16 protein-coding genes, 2 tRNA genes and 2 pseudogenes are annotated in these 23,007 nt (G+C 37.0%); 6 read left to right on the forward strand and 14 right to left on the reverse strand.

From position 1 onward, the window contains the following. A pseudogene (locus F6K23_RS14395) lies at positions 1-207 on the forward strand (hypothetical protein); the annotation flags it as partial. Positions 208-288: 81 nt separating this feature from the next. Beyond that, positions 289-456, forward strand: coding sequence for a hypothetical protein (locus F6K23_RS14400; protein ID WP_293156460.1), 168 nt, complete (start codon positions 289-291; stop codon positions 454-456). Positions 457-787: 331 nt separating this feature from the next. Here F6K23_RS14400 and F6K23_RS14405 read toward each other — a convergent pair whose 3' ends face one another. Together F6K23_RS14405 and F6K23_RS14415 are read right to left on the reverse strand one after the other, a co-directional pair. Then, the gene (locus F6K23_RS14405) at positions 788-3,040 is read right to left on the reverse strand and encodes a glycosyltransferase (RefSeq protein ID WP_293156462.1); all 2,253 of its coding nucleotides are present in this window, start codon (positions 3,038-3,040) and stop codon (positions 788-790) included. 742 nt (positions 3,041-3,782) lie between these two features. Further along, positions 3,783-4,124 carry a hypothetical protein gene (locus tag F6K23_RS14415; RefSeq protein WP_293156464.1) on the reverse strand — a complete coding sequence of 114 codons (342 nt, stop codon included), beginning with the start codon at positions 4,122-4,124 and terminating at the stop codon, positions 3,783-3,785. A gap of 114 nt (positions 4,125-4,238) precedes the next feature. Between F6K23_RS14415 and F6K23_RS14420 the strand changes: the two genes are divergently transcribed. Next, entirely contained in the window at positions 4,239-4,478 is a 240-nt protein-coding gene (locus F6K23_RS14420; RefSeq protein WP_293156763.1) for an HNH endonuclease, read from the forward strand. Here the strand turns inward: F6K23_RS14420 and F6K23_RS14425 are convergent. The 4 genes from F6K23_RS14425 to ltrA (F6K23_RS14440) form a co-directional block, all read right to left on the reverse strand. Next, positions 4,452-4,760 carry a DUF3181 family protein gene (locus F6K23_RS14425; protein WP_293156467.1) on the reverse strand — a complete coding sequence of 103 codons (309 nt, stop codon included), beginning with the start codon at positions 4,758-4,760 and terminating at the stop codon, positions 4,452-4,454. The genes F6K23_RS14420 and F6K23_RS14425 overlap by 27 nt on opposite strands. 49 nt (positions 4,761-4,809) lie before the next feature. After that, positions 4,810-5,067, reverse strand: coding sequence for a 2TM domain-containing protein (locus F6K23_RS14430; RefSeq protein WP_293156470.1), 258 nt, complete (start codon positions 5,065-5,067; stop codon positions 4,810-4,812). Between the two features lie 1,206 nt (positions 5,068-6,273). Continuing rightward, positions 6,274-8,208, reverse strand: coding sequence for a group II intron reverse transcriptase/maturase (ltrA, locus tag F6K23_RS14435; protein ID WP_375340764.1), 1,935 nt, complete (start codon positions 8,206-8,208; stop codon positions 6,274-6,276). Positions 8,209-8,287: 79 nt separating this feature from the next. Further along, positions 8,288-9,970 (reverse strand): group II intron reverse transcriptase/maturase, encoded by a 1,683-nt coding sequence (gene ltrA, locus F6K23_RS14440; protein ID WP_293156473.1) that lies wholly within the window; start codon positions 9,968-9,970, stop codon positions 8,288-8,290. Positions 9,971-10,238: 268 nt separating this feature from the next. Between ltrA (F6K23_RS14440) and F6K23_RS14445 the strand changes: the two genes are divergently transcribed. Continuing rightward, positions 10,239-10,493 carry a hypothetical protein gene (locus F6K23_RS14445; RefSeq protein WP_293156476.1) on the forward strand — a complete coding sequence of 85 codons (255 nt, stop codon included), beginning with the start codon at positions 10,239-10,241 and terminating at the stop codon, positions 10,491-10,493. A gap of 658 nt (positions 10,494-11,151) precedes the next feature. Here F6K23_RS14445 and moaC read toward each other — a convergent pair. After that, the gene (moaC, locus tag F6K23_RS14450) at positions 11,152-11,592 is read right to left on the reverse strand and encodes a cyclic pyranopterin monophosphate synthase MoaC (RefSeq protein ID WP_293156479.1); all 441 of its coding nucleotides are present in this window, start codon (positions 11,590-11,592) and stop codon (positions 11,152-11,154) included. Positions 11,593-11,674: 82 nt separating this feature from the next. Here moaC and F6K23_RS14455 point away from each other — a divergent pair. Beyond that, positions 11,675-11,747, forward strand: a tRNA-Arg gene (locus F6K23_RS14455). 2 nt (positions 11,748-11,749) lie between these two features. On the opposite strand, the gene F6K23_RS14460 is transcribed toward F6K23_RS14455, so the two are convergent. From F6K23_RS14460 to F6K23_RS14485, 6 genes and pseudogenes are all read right to left on the reverse strand, one after another. Then, positions 11,750-13,009, reverse strand: a complete 1,260-nt coding sequence (locus F6K23_RS14460; RefSeq protein ID WP_375340765.1) for an MFS transporter — start codon at positions 13,007-13,009, stop codon at positions 11,750-11,752. An 810-nt stretch (positions 13,010-13,819) separates the two neighbouring features. Continuing rightward, a pseudogene (locus F6K23_RS14465) lies at positions 13,820-14,030 on the reverse strand (IS1 family transposase); the annotation flags it as partial. A gap of 2,027 nt (positions 14,031-16,057) precedes the next feature. Then, positions 16,058-16,972 carry a lysylphosphatidylglycerol synthase domain-containing protein gene (locus F6K23_RS14470; RefSeq protein ID WP_293156484.1) on the reverse strand — a complete coding sequence of 305 codons (915 nt, stop codon included), beginning with the start codon at positions 16,970-16,972 and terminating at the stop codon, positions 16,058-16,060. Between the two features lie 226 nt (positions 16,973-17,198). Next, the gene (locus tag F6K23_RS14475; protein ID WP_293156486.1) at positions 17,199-17,330 is read right to left on the reverse strand and encodes a hypothetical protein; all 132 of its coding nucleotides are present in this window, start codon (positions 17,328-17,330) and stop codon (positions 17,199-17,201) included. Between the two features lie 639 nt (positions 17,331-17,969). Then, positions 17,970-19,298, reverse strand: a complete 1,329-nt coding sequence (locus tag F6K23_RS14480) for a glycosyltransferase family 39 protein (protein WP_293156488.1) — start codon at positions 19,296-19,298, stop codon at positions 17,970-17,972. 789 nt (positions 19,299-20,087) lie between these two features. Next, the gene (locus tag F6K23_RS14485; protein WP_293156490.1) at positions 20,088-20,798 is read right to left on the reverse strand and encodes a C40 family peptidase; all 711 of its coding nucleotides are present in this window, start codon (positions 20,796-20,798) and stop codon (positions 20,088-20,090) included. Positions 20,799-21,001: 203 nt separating this feature from the next. Here F6K23_RS14485 and F6K23_RS14490 point away from each other — a divergent pair, with 203 nt between their 5' ends. Then, positions 21,002-21,931: a serine hydrolase gene (locus tag F6K23_RS14490; protein WP_293156492.1), complete on the forward strand. Its 930-nt coding sequence runs from the start codon at positions 21,002-21,004 to the stop codon at positions 21,929-21,931. A gap of 67 nt (positions 21,932-21,998) precedes the next feature. Here F6K23_RS14490 and F6K23_RS14495 read toward each other — a convergent pair. Further along, a tRNA-Ser gene (locus tag F6K23_RS14495) sits at positions 21,999-22,088 on the reverse strand. Positions 22,089-23,007 lie beyond the last annotated feature (919 nt).

Raw genomic sequence — 23,007 nt, forward strand, 5'->3', positions numbered from 1 at the left:
CCCAATATTAAACAACTGCCGATAAGTTTTGAGGAGCTGACAAATTATTTATTCCCTGAAGCTGTAGTTGCTTTATTGCTGGGGACTACTTGTGGAAAATTTGGAGATGGATATTTGAGGTTGTCTGATGTAAATTCTATAGCAAATATTCGGTCATATATTAGTCGGATAAAAAAGCGATCACTAAACTATATAAATTATATTTGAATAGTAAAATTGTCTAGGATGGAGAATTTAATAATTATTTTTTTTGGAGAAGTGAAGTAATTTTTTATAGATGAAATTCTATTGAATATATTGACTGTGGAAGACCCCCTGGTGCAATTGATATTTTTCTCAAATATTAAACAACTGCTGATAAGTTGTGAGAAGCTGGCAAATTATTTATTACTCGAACCTGCAGTTGCTTTGCTGCCGAGAATTATTGTGATGGCAAATTTAGAGACGGATATTTGAGGTTGTCTGATCTAAATTCCATTGAGAAGATGCGCTCAGATATGAGTCTGATAAAAATCGTCATTGAAAAATTTATTTAAGTAGTTTAAGGTAAATATAAAAGATATTAACTGTGGAAAACCAGCAGGTGCTTTGAAGATTTTTATCAAAGATTAAATAACTGCCAATAAGTTGTGAGAAACTGGCAAATTATTTATTACTAGAAGATCAAGTTGTTTTCCTGCCGAGAATTGATTCTGAAAAATTTGAAGTAGTAGAATTTTCTGGGAAAGAAGGCAATTTAAAACTTTATTTATTCAAGGTACTTTAATAATTAATTTTTCAAGGAAAATTAAATCTGACCAACCTCCATTGCTTTCTCTTTTGGCTTTCTTTCAAAAATAAATCTTGGTTTTAACAATACTTGTAATAATAACCATAAAGATTTTAACTCACTCGGTGCTTCTCGCCGCTGCCATTGCCCAGGACGACAAAATAATAGTTCTACCAAACGCCGTTTTTGAGATAAGTTGACTTTCTCAAATCTTAATTTTATACATGGAAAATTTTCACTTATTTCTATATTCCTTATATTACCTTGTAAATCAATTTTTTCTGGAATAATTTTCAAATTTATTGGCAAATTTTCTGCCAATAAACAATCAGGAATTTTCTCATTAATTTCTATCTCAGCACCCACCTCTGATATTTGTCTAGTAGTACCCCAAAATTTGTGGTTACCAATTTTGAATTTCACCAACCTTCGCAGATTAAACCATTCATATATCTCTTGCTTCGGTAAATCTATTAAAGCTAATAATGCTACCCAAGTCATAAATATATTATACACACTCCAAAATAATCCCAAATTAAAACCTTCTATCTGTTCACTTACTTCCCCACTGTGATAGTTAAACAAATTAAACCATAAACTTATACTATTGAGCAATAAAAATATGACCAAAGGCCAAGCCAAATTCCCATTAAAATAGTAGTAATAGTTTTTAATTCCTTTTGGTGTAACCTTGAATCCTTTTGAAAATGGATTTAGTAAGGTTTGAATTATTGTTATTGCTTTAGGAAAAGCTAAAAGAATATGATTAAAACTTGACAAAAATAATGACTGGGAATGATAATTTAACCAAGAAAATACAGTTAAATTTACAAAATAATAAGGTAAAAAGAAATACAAGTACTCAGCAGCAGAAGCTTTAATTGGAATCACATCAAAAAAAACATAAGCTAATGGCATGAACAAAAAACCGACATAACTAACGCTAGTAAACCAACTTAAAAAAGTTTCTAAATATGCCAATCTTTGGGTAAAACTTAATCCAGGAATTGTCAAAGGATTAGAACTGATAAAAAATCCTTGAAAAGTTCCCCTTGCCCATCTTAATCTTTGAGTAGCATAACAAGAAATATTTTCAGCAGCTAAACCAGCACTTAATTTTTCCTCTAAATAAACCGATCGATAGCCTTTAGATGATAAAAGAACTCCTGTAAAACAATCTTCACAAATTGATTCTGTCACAAATCCTCCTACTGACTCTAAAGCTTTGCGTCTAACTAAAAAAGAAGTTCCTGCACACAAAACTCCATCTGCACCATCTTTCATTAGTTGAATTTGTCGGTAAAATATTTCTTCTTCTGGAGTTAAGATATTTTCTAAACCTAAATTTCTAGAAATGGGGTCAATATTATAAAATGTTTGAGGAGTTTGTACTAAGGCAACTTGTTCATTTTGGAAAAATCCTAAAGTCCGAGTTAAAAAATTTTTTGTAGGAATAAAGTCAGCATCAAAAACAACAATAAATTCACCATTTGTTTTGGTAATAGCGTGGTTGAGATTTCCTGCCTTGGCATGAGCATTATCATATCTAGCTATATATTCACAACCTAATTTTTTTGCTAAATTTTTCACCCCTGATCGATTAGTATCATCTAGTAAATAAATTTTTTTATTCTCATACTCTAAAGCTTGGCATCCAATAACAGTACGTTCTAAAATAAACTCTGCTTCATCATAAGTAGGAATCAAAATATCCACAGATGGCTCAAAAGTTTTGTCGAAAATTGCCTGAGAAAAATAATCTGCTTCTTTTCGACGATTTTTGACTTTGAACATCAACAATAAACCTAGAACACCACTACTTATTGTCAAAAATTCTAGACCAAATAACCCCAGACTAAATACACCATCTATTGGGTTATTTAGATTTAAAGTTGAGAGCGATCGCCAAGATAAATAACGAATAGTTAAACCTAATAAAATCCCTACTACCAAGATGCGCGACCAATTTTTTGGAGTAGGGGAAATTTTCATAATTCCTTGAGCTACGAGAAATAGTAATATTGTGGGCAAGATTAAATATTCACTCTTTTTTATTGGTGCTTCGACCCACATTGGTGGATTTTCTTGAAAGTAATGAATTTGAGCAAAAAATTTATCTATTTGATCTATTCCTGTTAACCAACCAACAAAAATAATTGTTAATAGTGTGACTAACCCTATCAGCAATAATATTGCTAAATTGGGTTGAAAAAAATTCAGAGTATTTATAGGACTTTTGAACTTTTTTTTAGCTATATTCGAGGTGGTCATAGTTAGTTATATCTACTAATTTGAACTTAATTAACAGAACAAAGATATACTATAACTTTTAACTTAGTATTATTCTAATTAATGCTGAGATTTTCCTGAGATTTATCGATGCTTTAATTAATTGATTTGTTATACCATTTTATAATACAGCAGTCCCCATTACTGTATTTGACATATCAGAAAATGAGTTAGGTAATAGGAGTCAGAAATCAGGAGGGAAAAGATAAAATAAGATTTGGCAATAGTGAAAATGGAGATTTTTTTTATACCTAATTAAACGAAACGGATTTGATATCAAAAGCTTAAAACGTCATACTTCTATTACTATATGGCTGTGGTTTTTAGCAAGATTTGTAGTTATAGTAGTTTTACTTAAAAATGAGACGTTTTTTCCTCTGAAACTCCCTCATAGTAAGAAAGCTGTATCTCAATCTAAAGTTAAATGACTATAATTTAGGCTTTGTTGCATGAATGTTGCGAGCACAACTTATCCCCACAAGAGAAGTTAGGCGCGAATTTTACTTTGTAGCTTTCTGGCTTACAGTTCTGTATCATACGATTAAGTATGGCACATTGTATGAACAACTCCGTCGCCTGATTGTCAAATTTCCGTCGTCGCAACTTACCTCCAAATATTACTTTTAGTCTAAACTGCGAAAATTTGACTTTATGTCTGTTTAAGTATTGCAGTCGGGATAGTTTAGATTCTAACTTTCTATAAGACTTAGCACCAACAAAAACCTCAGAGCGTGGATAACGTGGCTAGAGTTACTCCTAAATCTACTCCAACTACATCTACTGAGAAATCAGTAATTTGAGGTGTAGTTTCTACTTTGAAACTAACAAACCATCTATCGGCTTTCCTGCTAATAGTTACAGATTTAGGAGATATATTATCTGGTAAAACTTCATAAGTTTTAATGCATCCAATTCGGGGCAGTTTTATATGACCTACCCCCATCCCCTCCCAGGAGGGGATGGGGGTGGGTATTGACCCATCTAGAGTGTTTGCGTAGCATGACCTAGGAAAACTATCATCTCTACCTTTCTTCTTAAATTTAGCTTGGTCAGACACTTTACTCAAGCAACGTTTCCAAGAGTAAAGATAAATACCTCAAAGCATATTCAGGCGCTGTTGAGCGATACTTCATAATACTAATAGTTATTAGGTTTAACCATTGCTACTAACGATCATATAATACCTGTAGCAAAAGGTGGCTCTGATGACCCAGAAAACCTAATGCACCTACACAAAGCGTGTCACAAACAGCTACACTCCAAAATCCAAGTTGAAAGGCTTGAAGTAAGGCATGTGATGGGTAACTTTCACGCACGATTCGCGCGGGGAGGGGAGAGAGGCGACGCTCCAACCTTACCCGATCAATTCAGTAGACTCAAGTATTTCTTCAAATTAAATTTGTTGTCTAAAATCTGCTAAAACTTCTATCAACTCAGTCTGGCACTGCATTGGCAACAAATCAATCAAAGGAAGCTCCTTTCTACCAGCACCTAATTTAATCGGAATTCCTTGTAATATTTCCACAACTTGACCTTCCGAAGGTACTTCCTCTGTGAGAATAGGATAAAACTTTTCTGCCAAAGTAGTATGCAGCTTCGCATCAGATAAATAGAGATGCCAACCAGCAATATCAATGTAAACCTTATCCCCTATTTCTGCTGCTAAACTTTCAATTATTTGTGTTGTACTACCATTACTCATAACAACAATAAAACCTAATTTTTTTACCTACAGAATTACTAAAATTCTTCTATACAGAATCCTCAGTAGTAGATGAATAATCTGCCAGTGCGAAAATATAAATCCCGTGAACTAACAATAATGATACCCAAACACCTGTTACCCAGATAGCCCAAGGCCAAGTTGCCGCTGTAAGATTACGGAAAAACCATATACCAGAATTACTAGCCGCAAAAATAGCTACATGAATAGCAAAATTCATTCGGTCGTCTAACTTTCGGAATTCTGGGTCATTACGGTCAGGTTTACGAGGCCAACGAGGAGGCATAATACTTTATAAATTTATTTAATTACAGTTCAGTTTCTTTAATTATTCTAAAGGTAAGCCAGCAATTTGGAGATTATTTGCTAAAAAATAGTAAAACTGCTTGAGATATCTAGGGTTTGCTGAAAAAGTCTTATGGGTCAGGGTGGGAGGACTGACTCAGGAGTCAGGAGTCAGAATAAATGGGAATTACAGAGGATGTAGTTGGAAGAATTGTCCCTTAATTTTTCTGTCCTTGTCTGCACAAAATGCTAAGACCCATGAGCTTTCTTTACCGAAAAGCTGGCACCTTTTTTAACCCAATAAGGCTGAAACCTTTATATAGCAATGCTTTTATAGTTAATCAGCAAACCCTATCTAAACAAGGAAACAGGAATGAGTTGTTGAAACTGCATTTTCTGGCCTCCCTGTTGCAGGAAGTGCTGATAACTGATAACTGAATCGACCCAACTATTGGCGTAGCCTTTCCGGAGGAAACGGATATCTAATAATTACCCACTTGATGCATGACCTTTTACTCACAGCACTTTTGAGGAAGCGTGAGATACAGTTTTGACATCCTTCCCGGCTGTTAGGCACGGGTATTCCTACCGAGCTTGAGCTTCCTCGGCGAGTTGACCTCTCACAGGCTGTTACACCCACCCCTCTTGCTCCCCTCCCGGGAGGGGATGGGGGTGGGTTACACTTGCCTCCACGTCCGCGCACGAGTCTCGCAATGCCCGACCGCGACAAGAGCAAGAATTCTTATTAGGTGCTGATCTGTGCCTTCTATTTTTAGCTGCTCATTGACCTGAAAGCTTCCCAAGTTCAGCTCTCAACTGAAGGAGTTTCGACAAACATCTTCAGTATTTATGAGACAAGGCGGGTACATAACCAATCTCATTATAGCATAGTATAGAAAGTCGCCCGCGCCTCGGCGAGGCGCCTACCCCAATTTTTCGGTAAGACTATTCTTATATTTCCTGTTCCCTTTTCCCTGTTCCCTAGGGCAATAAAACTTTGTACCTCATCAACTCGAAAACTACTATAATTGATAGTCCCCAGATTTACCCCCACTCTTACTCAACAGACAAATCAACTCAATAGAAATAGACTTTTCGTTAAACTAAGCCAGGTAAGTTACCCTACCCGACTCGTCTTCAGAACCGTGCGTGAGACTTTCACCTCACACGGCTCCTCTCTTAAACGTCCCTTGTCATGGGTACATCCCTACCTTAATATCAACATATCGTCAACCCATAAATAATTGTCAGGCAAGTCCTGTAACTTCGGTTGTATGTATGTCTTTTTATCTAAGGCAGTTTTAGTATCGTGGCAATGTCGGTGCAACAGTTGTTTATTCTTATATGTGTTGTCACCACCTTTAGACCTTGGTTTTATATGGTCAACTTCCATTAGGTCAGTTGGTCTAAAAGTTAGTCCACAAAATGCGCATTTATCCTTTTGCCGTTTTAATAACGTTGTGACTTCTTTCCTTACGCCTGGATGTTTACCGATTCTGCTGCTCCAATAAGTCCAGTCACCGTCATAGGGTGATTTATTACTTTTCACTTTGATGTGCCGTTGTATAGGAACATCTTGGTGTTGGTTTAGTATATACTCGCCATCGTTTAGAATCCAATTTCTTGTCCCAATCGAGGGGAAATACTTTTCTTTTACCCAAGTGGCTGATTTGTTTGGATGCCTCCTGCTTGCCCATCTCCATAATCTTTTCCATACAAGACTATCTATTTTGCTGAATGTCTTATAACTGACTACGGCTGAGTAGTAGTTAGCCCACCCTCTTATTACCGGATTTAATTTAGCTATTAAGGCTTTTGTAGAGGCGTTTTTATGCTTGTCACATATACCCGCCAATTTCCGATAATGAGTTTTTATACTCTTAGAAGATGGCTTAATTAGCGTTTTGAATCCTTTCTCGGTTGACTTTATCTTCCATTGCCTGACTGTAAATCCTAAAAAGTCAAATCCAGGTTGATTTCCTTCATATTCTTCTAAGGTATGGGCAATTTTGGTTTTCTCTGGTTTTAGTTCTAATCCTACCTGGTTTAACCATCCTTGTATTACGGTTTTAGCTTGTAGCACTACTTCAATATTTTCGTGTAGGATTACGAAGTCATCGGCGTAGCGTATTAGAGAGAGACTTCTTGCTTTGTTGGTAGGGCTTAGTTGATACCCGTTCCATTTCATATCTATTGTCCTTGCAAAGCTTTTTATATTCTCTTCCATCCCGTGCAGGGCGATGTTTGCTAGTAGGGGTGATATTACCCCGGACTGTGGTGTACCTTCCACAGATTCTAGGAATTGATTATTGTCCATCACTCCAGACTTTAACCATTGCTTGATTAATCGTCTATATGGGGATTTTCCAATCTTTCCTAGAAGTGCATTATGGTTAATTCGGTCAAAACATTTGGATATGTCAGCATCTAGCACATATTTTGGTTTATGTTTAATACTGTCAAAGATGGCTGCAATAGCATCATGTGTTGACCCCCGGAAAAGACCATAGCTATTAGGTTCAAAACGTGCCTCCCACTCTGGTTCCATACCTAACTTCACCAAGGCTTGTAACGCGCGGTCGTACATTGTAGGAATGCCTAATGGACGTTGTCTTGAGTGCGTCTTACATTCTGAGGAGACCTCAGAATTACGCACTCGCTTTTCATCTTTACCTGGTTTCGGTATATAGACTCTGCGGGTGGGACTTGCTTTGAGATAACGTGATGCGAGTAGGTTCACCAAGTTGAATCTTTGTATGGGTGTCAGGTTTTTGATTCCATCTACCCCGGCAGTTTTCTTTCCCTGGTTATCCTGTGTCACACGCCTAACAGCTAGCAACCTTGCGTAATAACTTTTAAAAAGAAGTTTTTGGTATCTGTGCATCTTGCGGAGTTCGCCACGGCTGGATGCTCTGTAAATCAATTTTTGTAATTTGAATACAGATTTCTCTACCTTCTTCCAATTTATATCCTTCCATTTTTGGACCGGATTGATTGAAATTTGTGAAGGTATATCCTCTGTATCCCTTGCTACACTTAAAAAGCGAGTGCTAATTGATGAGGTCTCCTCAGAATGTAAGACGCACTCAAGAAATGGCTTAGGATTTCCTAACTTTCTTTTTAGTGTCTGAGCTTTATTCATTACTATTCATTGCCTTACATTAATCGGGTAAGGTTTGAGAGTCGCCTCTCTCCCCTCCCCTAAGAACCGTGCGTGACAGTTACCTATCACACGGCTCAAGCCTTACTTCCATCCTTTCAACTTGGGTTTTAGAGTGTACCTGCTTATGACACGCTTTGTGTAAGTGCATTAAGTTTTCTGGGTCATCAGAACCACCTTCTGCCACGGGTACTATATGATGGGTTTCTATTAGCTCTCCATTGAATAGGTGATCTCCGCACACCGGACATTTCCAGTTTTGGAATTTGGCAATTTGCTCATATTTGGAACCTCTTGCCCAATAGTTCTTTCCAGTTTTAATGCTTCGTTTCTCCCAGTATTCTTGGATTGAGGGGTCATCAGGGCTAGCATTCCCTTTAACTTTTATGTGCCTAACTATGGGTGTACTACTGATATCGTAGAGAACATATAAATGCTCTTTTCCTTTTCTATCAGTCCCTTTGCACATAAAAGTACCATTTCTCCTCTTAAAACTACCGAAGTAGCGCTCAAATACCCAATTTTTACTTTTGTTGGGGTGCCGACGTAATCCCCAACGGTAGAGGTCATGCCATACACGATTTTCTATGTATGAGAAGATTTCTTTGCTAACTACTCCTCTGTAATAATTAGCAAAACCTCTCAGAAGTGGATTGAGGGTTTTAATAACTTCTTCTTGAGTCCTGGCCTTCATTTGAGCTAGGGTTTTCCCTATCTTTTTACAGAAGGCTAGTACTTTTTCTTTTTGGGGCTTTATAAGTAGTTTGCCTTTGTAATGGCGTAAGTTGAACCCCAGGAAGTCGAACCCGTCGTCTATGTGTACTATCCTTGTCTTTTCCTCGCTGATTTCTAGACCTCTATTTAACAACCATTGCTTGATCAGGATTAGCACTTGTTCCAAAGATTCTTTGTCTTTAGCGGTAACTATAAAGTCATCCGCATACCTGATGATGCCTAGCTTTGGGTTGACTGTTTTTATATATTCCTCTAACCCGTGCAGTCCAATATTTGCAAATAATGGACTTATTACACCACCTTGAGGAGTGCCTGTTTGAGTTGGGTTGAATTTTCCCTCATCAATGAACCCTGCTTTTAACCAACCTCTAATTAGCTCTCCGCGCGGGAACGAGCCAATCAATCCTTGGATTGATTCATGGGCGATGTTGTTAAAGAAGCCTTTGATATCAGCGTCTAGAACCCATTTGTGTTTTCCTGTGATGCCATTATTTAGTCGATTGAAACATCTTTCGATGGCATCATGGCAACTTCTTCCCGGTCGGAAGCCATAGGAATTGGCCTCAAATTGGGATTCCCATTCAGGTTCTAGTGCATTTTTGACTATTGCTTGTGCGACTCTGTCCCCGACAGTTGGGATTCCGAGAGGACGTTTCTTGCCATTGGACTTAGGAATATACACCCGTTTTGTCGGTGATGCTTTTGGCATTTCCCATTCCTTGACAAGTTTTACTCGCTGTGCAGGAGTATTGATGACCTCCTTATCTATTCCTGCTGTTTGCTTTCCGGTGTTAACCTGAGTAATTTGTCTGACACTTAGCAATAGGTTGGCTCGGCTTTTGATTAACAATTTCTGCAACCTTCTGAGTTGCTTCCATTGACCAAGTTTTCGGGCACGAAAGATTCTGTGACGTAAATTCCTAACAATTTGTCGGGCTTTTTTCCAGTTGACCTGTGACCAGTCCGTTAATTGTCCGTTGACTCCATTTATCAAACTTGTGCTTGACACCTAACTTATATCCTCGTTTGGTTTTTACTTGTACTGTTTTCTTTCGTATAAGACCCAAGAGAAGTCTGCTGTTCCTTTCGGTCAAGGGCAAATTTTGAACCCCTATTCACCCCATTACAAGGCGACATTCGCTTTTTCTCTCATCTTCTGCCCTACAGAGAATTCTGTCTTTGTTACCTCGGACTTACTCATTGATTCGACCTTACGAATGAGACTCTGTAGGGTTTACCCTGTCGTATCACTTGAAGTTTCTTTTGAGATAGTGAGGATGGCTGTCTTTTCTGCGGGGAGAGTTTTGTTCCCACATTTAGATGATAGTCGAGCATCTAAACCTACTCCCTTGCCTTTTTGGTTACAGCCTTTCAGGGATAGTTTGGCTGTTTCTACTATTACGCAGTTTAATCAACAACTTAGCTTTGTTCATCCTTTCTACTCTTTCCCTCTTGCTCCTGGCCACATAATCCCTTGTAGCTTCGGTTACTTTCAGGGTCTGCATTCTGCCAATTTCATTGCTTACTTTTGACATGACCGGACTCATAGAGTCTTTTCTGTGAGGGCTAAGGGTGGAAATCCCTAGGGAACATGGTGTTCCAGTTCAAGTGACCTTTCAGGTCGCACCGTCTAACAGTAGATACGTCTGCAAATTAATGCTTCTTATCTAATCCTACTCTCCCTAAGACCTACGTCCAAAGCGTAGATTGACCTTGAATGGCTTCCTAAGTTCTCGACCTATATTCTTAGGTGTCAAAGAGAGGTTTCCTCGTTCCCTTATTCCTTTATTACGACTGATTTAGTGGGGCAAAGTCTCCCGAAGGGTTCGGTATGGTTGCTGATAATCACGCAACGATATGATTATCCATAGACCCCCTGACTTTCGTCCTACATTCCATAACTACCTTGGGAATGGGTGGCTATTACGAGAGTTTTAATTACCTTTCTATTTCGTCCACTTGTCAGTCTCTGCTAGAAGCCTCACTTATTTGGTAGTTAAAGCTTTGACCTCATTTAGACCAGCTTCGGAGATTGATGTTCAGTCTCTACTCCGTGGCCTATGCTGTCAACCCAACAACAGGGCGGATGGAATTTCACCACCAAGGGCATAAGAGTTTTCACAGGTCGGAATTATTGGTTCCATGTCGTGACCTGGAAGGCTAGCTATATCTGCTTTTCAGCAGTCTTGACTAGCCAACGAGTCGCACCAAAGCCTTAGCCATATCGTACAAAGTCAAAGCCGCCACAGAAACCGCCGTCAAAGCTTCCATCTCCACCCCAGTTTCCGCCTTAGTCTTCACCATGGCCCGAATCTGATATCCAGGCAGTTGTGGATCGGCAATTAACTGAACATCTATTTTTTGCAAGGGCAAAGGATGACATAAAGGAATAAGTTGGGCAGTTTGCTTGGCCGCCATAATACCAGCCAACTTAGCAGTTCCCAAAACATCACCTTTTGGCGCATTACCAGCTTGAATAGCTTCAAATGTTTCTCTTGACATTCGTACTTGTCCACCAGCTTCAGCTTGTCGCACAGTAGGCACTTTAGCAGATACATCAACCATTTGAGCTTCCCCCTTTTCATCCAAATGAGTTAAACTTTGCTCGAATTTAAAAAAATCTCTTGTCATTTTGTTCAAGTGTGCTATTATTTATTATTAGTGCGGAAGAAAAGCTATTTAATTAAGCTTGATCCAACACTAAACGTAACGGGGGCCTGTAGCTTAGTGGATAGAGTGCGTGGCTACGGACCATGAGGTCGGGGGTTCGAATCCCTCCAGGCCCGTATTAATAATTAATAGCGTAAGTATCTTGTCCCTGACCAGAAGCAAATCTGATGGAATGGGGCAAATCTTTGTTTGACATGGTGATAAATGTAGCTAGTGCTAAACAAACAAGACAAGCATCTAGAGCAAACATACTTCTATAACTAAAGCTAAGTTGTTCTGCCACCAGACCAAAACAAGGACCAGCTAAAGCCAAACCTAAATCAAACCCACCAATACAAAGAGAGAAAAATTTACCTCTTTGACTAGGGAGACATCGGTCTGTGATTAAAGTAACCATCATTGGAAGAACTAAGCCAGCAGAACTCCCTCCGAGAATAGCTGCGAATAAAATGGTGTTGCTGCTATTTGCTGTCCATAACGTTAACATACTCAACAAACTACAGACGAGACCTCCACAGATAAAAATGCCACGACCAAATTTATCTGAAGCTCGTCCAGTAAAACAGCGGATGATAAAACTAGCGATCGCTCTGACTGTATAAAAAAGTCCTGCATTAAGAGCAATTCCACTTTCTTGAATAAAAAGTGGCAGAAAAGTGACTGTTGTGCCAAATACTAAACCCACCATTAACATCACAAAACTAGGAACTAAAACTCTACGACTCCCTAATATCTGCCAGAATTTTTGTTGCTGTAACTCATTGAAAACAGGATTTAGCTCGGCTTGATTTTTTCCTACTGTAGTGTTTTGTTCCCTGACAAAAGAACTACATAATAAACTCATAACTCCCAGAGCAGAACAAACGATAAATAAAGCTACATAACCACTCGCCTCTGCTAAAAAACCTCCTATTGCTGGGCCTATTCCCATACCCATAGGAGCTGCTAAACTCATATAACCAATTAATTCTCCCCTACGACCGGGAGGAGACAAGTCAGCGACCAAAGCACTATAGCCAATAGTAACTCCAGCAATACTAATACCGTGAAAAGCACGAACTCCCATTAGTAAAGGAAAAGACTTTAGTAGTAAGTAACCGACTGGGGCGATCGCTGCTACACTCATGCCAACTATCAGGACTAACTTCCGACTTCTGGTATCAGCTAATGGTCCTAGAAAAAATCGCGATAATAATAGCCCCACAGCAAAGCAACCCATTACCAGACCAATTTGTTGTTTTGTACCTCCAATAAAATTTATGTAAAGAGGTAAGGTGGGTAGTAAGGTGGTTATACTTGACCAAAATAATAAGCCTGCAACGAACAAAATCATTAGACTGCGCTGGTTTTGAGGCTCAAGTGTTCGGAATACTTTCACTGTTAATTTACCCTGAGTAACTTAGTATTCCTATATTTTGTAACAGATTGTTAAAATTTGCCTGATTAAATATTTTTGTATAGCATTGTGGTTATATTTTTGTCAATTACTGGTTAAGGAGGGTGGAGAAAATTAGTTTGCTGTGCTAGTAAAAATTAAGGGCGATCGCTACAAAAATAACGACATAATAGATATTTGCAGCTTTGTTTTGTTATTAAGTCATAACTTACGTCAAATTATACTATTTTTTATAATATCACAAAATTGAGAATAAGCTCTGAAAGTATTGAAACTTGGTGAATTTATTCAGGAATTTTTTTATTTTTTTTATCAGGGATTGATGACAAAATTTTGATTTTTTAAATTAAAAGTTAAAATATATAATTAAAACTGTTCAGATATCTATAGGAGGGAACAGGGAACAGGCAAAAGTAGGAAAAATATTTCCCTGTCTAAGGTTTATGATCAGCATAAGTCCTAATACCATTTCTCTATAGAACTCCTGATCGTATCTTTTCTTGAAATACAAAGCCTTCAGGAAAGACGTTTTAAGGAGCCTAACAACTATAAGGGTTCAGGAGACCGAAAAATTATGAAAAATGACTGCCAGAATCATAAAACCCAGATGGGTATTGGACTTGTAACTTATTAAATAAATACCAAATAAGTTCTATAACAATGCGCTTAATAATTGTTGCTCAGACTTTATTAAACCGACTATTTTCATCTTTATATTAAGTGCAACTTCATGGAGAAATGGTAGGTAGTCCGTCAACAAAGTGTGGGATAAGTAATCAGGTCGTTCCAACTCTAAGGAGCGATCGACAACCCAACTCTTTGTGCAGCAGTATTTTCTTTGCGAGTATGAACCCAAATCAAATTGAAGTATGCGATCGCCAATCTTACTGTTACCTCAGTTTGTTGCCAGAGCTTGCCAAATTTATTCTGTCGGTATCGGCCATCGACCGATCTGCTGTCTGATAATTCCATTTGTACGTTCCAATTGCTGTGTCTGGTCTTTACCGAAAAGCGACGTTGAAAGCCCCCGTGTTTTAACCGGGGGATGAAAACAAGCGAGTCGTTTAGACTAGACAACTTTAGTTGTCCTATGCTATTATCTGGATATACAAATGTTTAGACAAAAGTAAGCCGCAAAGCTAGGTTTAGACTTAAGCGGACTGTGTAGGGGCACCTTGACTTGTCCCCAAAGAATATATCTTTGGTCAGCTAAGAAGAAACGAAGCAACATGGATTTATCCTGTTGCGCAGTATCAACTTAGAATCCCCTCGGCAATAGCTGCGGGGAGTAGTCAACAATAATGTGTTCTACTTCTGGGGGGAGAACTCGTTCATACCCTCCCCAATCATCAGTGTGCCATTGTTTACAGCTAATTTTCCCTTCTGTGTTGATGAGTAGTTCCGATGACGAGACGAACTTGTTTAATTTGTGAAGTAGGTATAATGGTTTTGAGATAAATCCGAGTCAAACTAGGATTAATAATTCCTTGCTTAAGTTGCTTCTTGCTGATTGCTTGTGTCGTATAAACTAGAACATTTCTTCCAGTTATTTTATTTTTATATCCACCGAAGACTATGTTTATAAACTTCGTTTGCTGCTAAAAAGCTTTTCGGTGTTTCTATTTAGTATCATCAATATTTGTTGAGATACTTTAGCTGGCATTACTTGATAGTCTGCTTGAGTAGAGAGTGTTTTTTGTAGGCCATAGATAAGATAGATTTGTCTTTTCAAAGTTCCAAGACTGACGAACTAAGTAATTAGCATGAGTTTAAGAGATTTTTAGACAAGAAACATAGTCGGTCAATTTCAGGATAAAACCGATGATTTTTCTGAATAATATGTCTCTCAACTCATCTCATAAATCCAGGAGTTAAAATTATATTAGGATTCGAGAATTTCGGATTTTTTATTATTATTTAGTTTGGAATTCTTAGCTGACTTCATTATACCATTAAACATCATGATCGATAGTTATTAAATTTTGTCAAATATTTAGTAGCTCTTTTGTACAAATTAACCAAGATATTTGACATTGTTTGACTATATATGACTATATTTATGTACAACGTTTATTATACCTACAGAAAGTTTTTGAAGATAAGTCGGTAGACTTACAGCAAATTTCAGGAAGCGTGAGGTGCAGTTCAAGACTAATCTATAATTTTTATTCATTCTCTGTTCTCTCACCGGATTGCGCATTCCCTCTGTTGCTCGATTGGAGATGGTGAGGAGACCTCGCCATCTCACCCTACGGGAAGCTCCGGAGATCGATCACTTGCGTCTACCGCTGAGGCAGGGTCGCACCGCTATTCCCTAAAACCCACATTCCGCACTTCAAGAGCGTATCATTAAAAGTAGTATATGAATCTGTAGCTTGGTAGGTATTTATACTATGCAAATCATCTCAATACTTTTTTCGTTCATCAAATTCCTAGTAAATAATTTACGCATAAATACTTGCTCTGATGATGACTCAATCACGGCAGCTATAATTTTCTTCTAAAATTCTGTCTCCAGTATAGCTGTCTCCTGACTCCTTCTTCGGTTGCTACATTTTGTGGTGCGGAATGTGGGCTAAAAGCATAAAACTTTGTACCTGATCGACTCGAAAACTGCTGTATTAATTTGATATTTCTTGAGAATCATGGCAGCAACATTTATTTAGAGCTGTCGCTTTTTAGCTATAAATTTCAGGCGTTTAACAACTAATTTTGAAAAGATGAGCAACGGCAATTATCAAGAAGTAGGTGAAACAGAGAATTAAGGATTTTGAATAGTATAAGATTTTGAAGATGGCTGCTGTTCAATAATGTCAAGAGTGTTTTTGCGTAGTGCTATAACTAGAACTTTTAAAAGCAGGGAAATGTTTAAGTTTATTCTGTGCAACTTGACATTTAATTGGTCTCAGCAAAATTAATTGTATAGCAATTTTAATTACTACTGTTGACTTATAGAGTATCTAAAAAAAGGAAATATTAATAATCAATCTTTCCTTTTTCTTCTTGCTTCTTACTTCTTGCTTCCTCCTTTTACTGTTGATTTTGTTGATCCAACCAAGCTAAAGCAGCAGCAAAAGTTTCAGATAAAACACTAATCAAGCGATAAAATGCAACAGCACTTAACACAATACTAGGGGAAAATTTTTGCTCCAGTAAAGCCAAAGCAGTTGCTTCAAATATCCCAACACCTCCAGGTGCCCCTGGCACAACTAAACCTAATAGCCATGCTAGACTAAAGACACTAAATATTAATAAAACTTGATTAAATTCAATAGAATTGAACGCCAACATAGTCAACAAAAATCCAGAACCTCGAAGCAAAATGAAACAAATTGCTCCGAAAAAAGGCTTAATTGGATAGCGTACTAATTTTAATTCAGTAGGTGGATCTGAATCAGATTTTTTAACTTTTAATTTTAGTTTAGCTAAATATTTAATTACCGGGTTTAAAATTCGTGGATGAACAATAAAAATGACTACAAAAAAACACAAAAATTGTAAAAACAAACTTTGTTGAGTGGAACCAAATAAAGCAATAGCTAAAGCTGCAGCAGCCATTAAAAGCGGTTCGATCAACACACTTAAAATGGCAATTTCAACGGGTACTCCCACCTGTTTTATTGAAGAAATCCGACCATAAAAATGCCATATATTTCCTGGTAAATACTTGGCAACATTTGTGAGGAGATATACTCTAATAGCCCATCTTGGATTAACTGATTGATTAAATTCTTTAATAATCCAAAACCATACCCATCCAGACCATAAATGAGCTATTGTTGTGACGATCAAAGCAGTTCCTAAACTTACCCACCCAGAATCACTAATCCTAATTTCTAGTACTTGTTGCCATTGGTCTTTGAGAGTTTTAGCTAGAAAAAATAAGGTCCCTCCTAAAAAAATCCACCCCAGATAGGGTTTCAACCTTGATAAAACTTTTTTCATAAAATACAACACTGATTTGTTTAATAATTGCTAACTTTTTGTCTTTCCCCTCTAAACTTTGTAATACCAAATTGATAAATGTTTGCTACAAATAGCTAGGGTATTTCTTCGGAGTCAACCCACCTCTAACCCCTAATCCCTCCCAGGATGGGAAGTCAGAACTCAGGTCGGGGAGACATCGGATTGGCGAGATACATAATGAATGGCTTCCATAACAATTTTTAGGTCATAAATTCTCTTTTTCTCTTGGTGCGTGTTCCCTCTCTTGGTTAGCATTCCCTTGCATCTGACCGCTCTGTTGGTCGATGGTTGGCCAGCGAGGAGACCTGAAGAGTGACAGAGCCGCTGTCTGTTTCATTCGTAACATTCTTTTTTCAAATTGGTATAAGTAAGTATTCAGCAGTCAGCTATAAGTCGAAATATATTGCTTTTAATTCCTCCAAAAGCAATTGATAAATTGAGCTAAAATTAAAAGCTTTTTCTCAAAGCTTATAGCTAAGTACTCAAAGACTTTTTGTTAAAAGAAGATTAAATTCTTGTGTAAGCAGGATTTTGACTCAACATATTTGGATTAGAATGACCTAGGAAAAAGGCAGCAATAAATTATTCTTACTTAGCAAACTCTTAAATGCCCACCATAACCCACCGAACAGACTTACAGCGCTTTTCAAATTGATGAACCACATCTTCACAAGCAAAATCCTGTAAGGACGTTCCATGGAACGTCCTTACTGTGGTCTACCCAAATGAAAACCGCTGTAAGATTAAGCGCTCTAGCCTTCTTCATCTTTGCTTTACAGAAACTATCTCATCGCTTAATCCTTGGGAAGTTTATTTGTTTGTTGTCCATATCTGAATATCCTAGTGGTCATTTTTTATCCAACTTAGGAATCAGTAATAATATATTTGCATTACCAATAATTTCCTGTGATTCAATTGTAAATTGATCTGCAAATACAGACTTAAAAATGTTCATATCTCCTCCGTAATAGATAAATCAGATACGCGAGTCTACAGGAGGTAAACTTTCAACCCAATTTTTTAAATGGGCAGGAACATTTGATTTATCTGTTTTTTCCCTCCTATAGAAATACATAGATGCAGGACCTCGATAATAGTAAGTTAGAGTAAAAGAAGTGCCATGATCTGTAGAGTAAATGATTATGTCACCATCTCTATCTTGACTTTCAATCAATTGTGCTACTGGTCTGTAGTGGTCTAATGCTCCCATGTATCTCTTGGAACTTGTATAATAAGTTACTAAACCTAAACTAACGGTCAACATATATATTACAGCCAGCACTACTCCAATTATTTTTTGCCAATCGAAAACCTTAAAAAAACCAATTGCCACAAGTAGTATAAAGTATGGCTGAGAGATTATTAGGTAACGACTGTTCCATATCGAGTAAAATATATTAGAAAAAACAAAAATAGATGCAGCAGGTATAATTCCCCATAAAGCTACCCATATAACTTCTTGAGTGCGAGTTTTTTGAATAATTGCTACAAGAATAACTGTAGCAATAATTAAAGTTACAACTTGAATCAATAATGGTATATAAGGTAGCGGTGGTGGATGAGCAAACACAGTCATTATTCTTAGTTCTCGGAAGATTTCTCTTACACCAGGAGTTGGTAACATCACTCGGTGCGATCCTGAATCACTTTTCACAGAAATAGCTACAGGAATACTAGCAATAATGATTGTTAAATATAGAAGGAGATAACTGATTAATCTAGAAATTTTAAACTTAAACTTAAGCCATAAAATCAGAATATCTGGTAGCAAAAAAGCTGCATTTAAAGGTGTAGTGTAAAAGGATAAAATTCTTCCTACAACCCATATGAATCGTGGAAGTTTTTGCTCTGGGTACTTCAGAGAATGTGCAAGACCAAGACAGCCACAAAGCCCTAGGCCAACACTCATTGTATAGTATCTAATTTCTTGAGAATGGTTAATAAATAATGGAGAAATAGTTAGTAAAACTGCTGCAAGAAGACCAACTTTTTTGCTAAACAAGTAATTACCTAATCTATAAATTATATATAAAGATAACAGTGCAAAAATAATAGCTTGAACTCTCAAGCATACCTCATTATCAGAAATCTTCATCCATGGATTTAAAAGAGCATAGTAAAGTAGCCTGCCTTTATTAAAAGACATCTTGTGCCCATCTAAAACACTGATAAATTCATCTATCCATAAACCTCGGAAATTTACTCTGTAAAAGTAAAAAAAACACCCTAAGAGAAGAATCAATAAAAGAGGAAATCTTCCTTTTTGTTTGATAGGGTAAATAAACCATTGAAAAGCATTAAACATAAACTATATTTCCTGGCTTCAAAAATTAGGTTATACAATTTATTAAAAAGTATGTTCTTTTTGTACAAGTGACCCCTAGCTTATAGAAACTATTGATATTCTCAGATAAGAAATTAGCTATATTTAAAGCTTCAATAATTATTATCTATTCTATTATATCATCTCCGAATGCGTAGGATTTTTTGTAATATAGCAATGTGCGCTGGCATATTTACAAATCACAGGAGGTGTCCAATAGCTAAAAGTCTTATATTATCAGCTTTTTATTCCCCCAGATGAGCTATTGCTTTCCGGAGCTGTTGCCTGCGCACAGCGCTATAATTTCTCCAGACTAATCCTGACCAGACATTAGCCATAATTGTGACAACAAAAGCGATCATCAAATAAACTACCCCAAATTCGCTAATACAAATTTCTCTAACTTGCTATCAATTATCTCTGAGGGTTCCAGCCATAAAAAATACTTTTCCTCCAAAGAATCATCCAGCACATATAAGGTTGAAGGTGGAACAATATTTTTTTCATATCATATTAGTATTGCAGTTTAATAGTAGTAAAATGAGCAAATTTTTAACTATTCACATTTGCCCACCTTACTTGTTTGAATAACTTACAACGTAGGCAAATCTGTAACAATAGAAACTTATCCAATATCAACTTATATTTGCCCAACCGATTTCCTAAGTAGAGAGAGATAAAAAAATCAAAGTATTAACGAAAAGTCAAATTGCCCAAAACCCCTTTCATTTTGCCTGTTGCTTTCTGATAACGACCGTTTTTAACGTTAACCTACTTAGTATTTCCATAACTCCTAACTACTCTTGCTGCACTCCGAAATAGTTGATAGTATCTTTGACTAACTTCATCACCCACTTCAGACAATACATAAATGCCAATGCAATTACGACCCTGACTTTTTCCAGAGCTATGAATATAACGTCTTTCTCCCAGATATAATCCTACATTATCTGCCTCTTCACCAGTGCCAAAAAACACTAAGTTTCCGACTATAAGTTGATTATTTAATTGACATTTGTCTAAGGAAATCTTCTGACAAAAAGCTTCCTGTTGATAAGCATCTCTAGGTAACCAAATACCAACAGAAACAAAAGCAGTTTGAATTAGGCCAGAACAATCATAGTTAGGTCCTACTGTACCTCCCCAAAGATAATAATTAGAAGTGTTCATCGCTTTATAGGTAAAAGCAATCACCTCTGGTAATTTCTCTCTAATTTCAGTCTCGCCAAAAATGTGAGGCTGAAAAGGAGTTTGTGCTGGCTGAATTTTATCAATGTCTGTATATTTTAACCACCCTTGATAGTCATCTTCTTGTAACTTGACCAAAATTGCGCTGTCGAATTTTTCCTGTAACTGGATAACTTGTAAATTTCGCCCAATTACTGCTTGAGTTGCCAAAATATTGCACTCAGAAGAATCATAGATATTGATATTAGCTTGGCACTGATACTCAACAACATTAGATAATTGGTGGTCGAGCACTAAATTTCGCTTGGATAATTTACTGAAGTTATTATAATATTTTATGGATATAAATTACAACCTTAGTTATCAGAATCACTATTATTTAAAGATAGCTTTAATTTTCAAGAACTATGGAATAATTAACAGAGAATTTTTCACTCAATCCATATATTATTAAATAAGTATTTTTCTCTTTTCTAAATTTTACCTAATTTTTCTATATGACTTTTTTTGATCGAGATGAACAGTTAAATATTCTGGGTAAAGACATTATAGAGGCAATCAAGATAGAATTTTCGGAATTAACTTATGAGCAAATTGCGATAACTTGGTTAGTCTACGATTTACCAATGGCAGGAAATATTAAGAATTCTACAGAGTTTTGGCAACAGCAAGTGCGTGGTTGGAGCGATCACGGTGATGAACGGATGTATGCTGCTGGAATAGTCCATTTATTCTATCTTATAGCTATCTATGAGTGGTTAGAGAAAGGAATGGTCAAAACCTCAAAAGAGTTAGAAAGAGCAATTCGAGATATGGTCGTTTATTCTAGCAACGATGCTACTGGTCTAGTTGTAGATGTTTTAACTGGAACTACCAGTGGACCTGAAATATCATCAGGACCTTTTCAAACCTGGAAATATCAACGTAACTTTGTCAATCGTTATTTTCAATCTCTGAAGTGGCCTGAGTTAAAATTCATTAATATTAATCAAAAAACATGGTGTGATGGTCCTTATGGTCGAGAAAGGATGTTTCAAGGACTATTGATGGAAAATCGAAATATAGTTACTACTCATAGCACAGCTCGTTTGCTACATAGTATTGTGGGTGGGGTTGCAGTATCTCCTGTCGCCTCACAAAAAATGATGAACTTGTTAAAGAAAAATCCTAGCCAAGATAAATTAAGAGATAGAAGTAAGGAACAATCTATAGGATTTTTGGACGATAGTCTACCTCAGGATACTAAAGTATGGTGCAAAGGAAGCTCGGACAACCAAGTGCGTCATAATTTTGCTTATATTGAGTTACCAAATATTAAGCCATATCTTTTAGTTGTATTTACAGAAGGCAAGAACCTTAGTCAAAATGAAAAGATAATGCCTTATATTTCCCAAAGGTTTGTAGAGGCAATGAAAAAATTACAATAAAAGAACAAAAACATTTTTTCTCTTATGTGTTATGTCTTTAATTTATTTAATTTAACTATATTTATAACGGAGAAGGAGGGATTCGAACCCTCGGTACGGGGTTCTCCCGTACAACTCATTAGCAGTGAGCCGCTTTCGACCACTCAGCCACCTCTCCAATAATAATTATCTACTTTCACATTTTTCCAACGTTGCCCTTGAGCGACAAAGCAGGATTCCTAACCATGGCTGATTAGGGCTTTCTGATTCTAACTTACCTGCCTCCAAGGTTGAGGCTTTTTCCGGTCTTACGGTTACTCAAGAATATGTCGCTAATCCGATAGCTCCCCTAGACAATACTAGGCAAGCCAACTTATTTTATTTACTATAGCACACTATTGGGAAAACCGCAACATTGATTTATTTTCCCATAAGACGATCCCTTGTCAGGAGAGTGCAGGCCTTCAAGCAACCTTGAGATAACAGATATTTGTTGGTTATGGCAGGACTATTATAGAAGTTATATTTCCAAAATTGACTACTCCCCGGCCTAAAGGCAAGGGGATTCTAAGTAGATGCTACGCAACAGGATAAATCCGTATTGCTTCGTTTATTCTTAGCTGACCAAAGATATATTCTTTGGGGACAAGTCAAAGTGCCCCTACACAGTCGGCTAAAGCCAATGCCTAGCGTTCTGCTTACTTTTTATTGATAATAATAGCACAGGACAACTAAAGTTGTCTAGTCTAAACGACTCCCTTGTTTTCATCCCCCGGTTAAAACACGGGGGCTTTCAACGTCGCTTTTCGGTAAAGATTAGTTCATTAATGGATAATGGATAATTAATAATTACCTCTGGTTAAAACCGTTACGGAATTGAATATAAGGAAATACTATTTCTTCTCTTGGTCGATTTGATATGGCGAGGAGACCTCACAATCCCTCGACCGCTTTTTTTCCCCTCTCCAAGGGGAGGCTTCAAGGCGCGAATTATTTAATTATTAATTATTAATTATTAATTATTAATTATTCGGTAAAAATATAGGATTACCTGAACTCTCGAACAAATATTCCTAGTTACTTAATCTTGATGGTCT

This window comes from Okeania sp. SIO2C9, from assembly GCF_010672455.1.
Classification (GTDB): domain Bacteria; phylum Cyanobacteriota; class Cyanobacteriia; order Cyanobacteriales; family Microcoleaceae; genus Okeania.

Coding starts and splice junctions, on each gene's coding strand:
- moaC (WP_293156479.1), bottom strand. CDS start 11,592: ATGACAAGAGATTTTTTTAAATTCGAGCAAAGTTTAACTCATTTGGAT.
- F6K23_RS14470 (WP_293156484.1), bottom strand. CDS start 16,972: ATGAAAAAAGTTTTATCAAGGTTGAAACCCTATCTGGGGTGGATTTTT.
- F6K23_RS14445 (WP_293156476.1), top strand. CDS start 10,239: ATGGCTGTCTTTTCTGCGGGGAGAGTTTTGTTCCCACATTTAGATGAT.
- ltrA (WP_375340764.1), bottom strand. CDS start 8,208: ATGAATAAAGCTCAGACACTAAAAAGAAAGTTAGGAAATCCTAAGCCA.
- F6K23_RS14475 (WP_293156486.1), bottom strand. CDS start 17,330: ATGAAACAGACAGCGGCTCTGTCACTCTTCAGGTCTCCTCGCTGGCCA.
- F6K23_RS14480 (WP_293156488.1), bottom strand. CDS start 19,298: ATGTTTAATGCTTTTCAATGGTTTATTTACCCTATCAAACAAAAAGGA.
- F6K23_RS14405 (WP_293156462.1), bottom strand. CDS start 3,040: ATGACCACCTCGAATATAGCTAAAAAAAAGTTCAAAAGTCCTATAAAT.
- F6K23_RS14490 (WP_293156492.1), top strand. CDS start 21,002: ATGACTTTTTTTGATCGAGATGAACAGTTAAATATTCTGGGTAAAGAC.
- F6K23_RS14425 (WP_293156467.1), bottom strand. CDS start 4,760: ATGAGTAATGGTAGTACAACACAAATAATTGAAAGTTTAGCAGCAGAA.
- F6K23_RS14430 (WP_293156470.1), bottom strand. CDS start 5,067: ATGCCTCCTCGTTGGCCTCGTAAACCTGACCGTAATGACCCAGAATTC.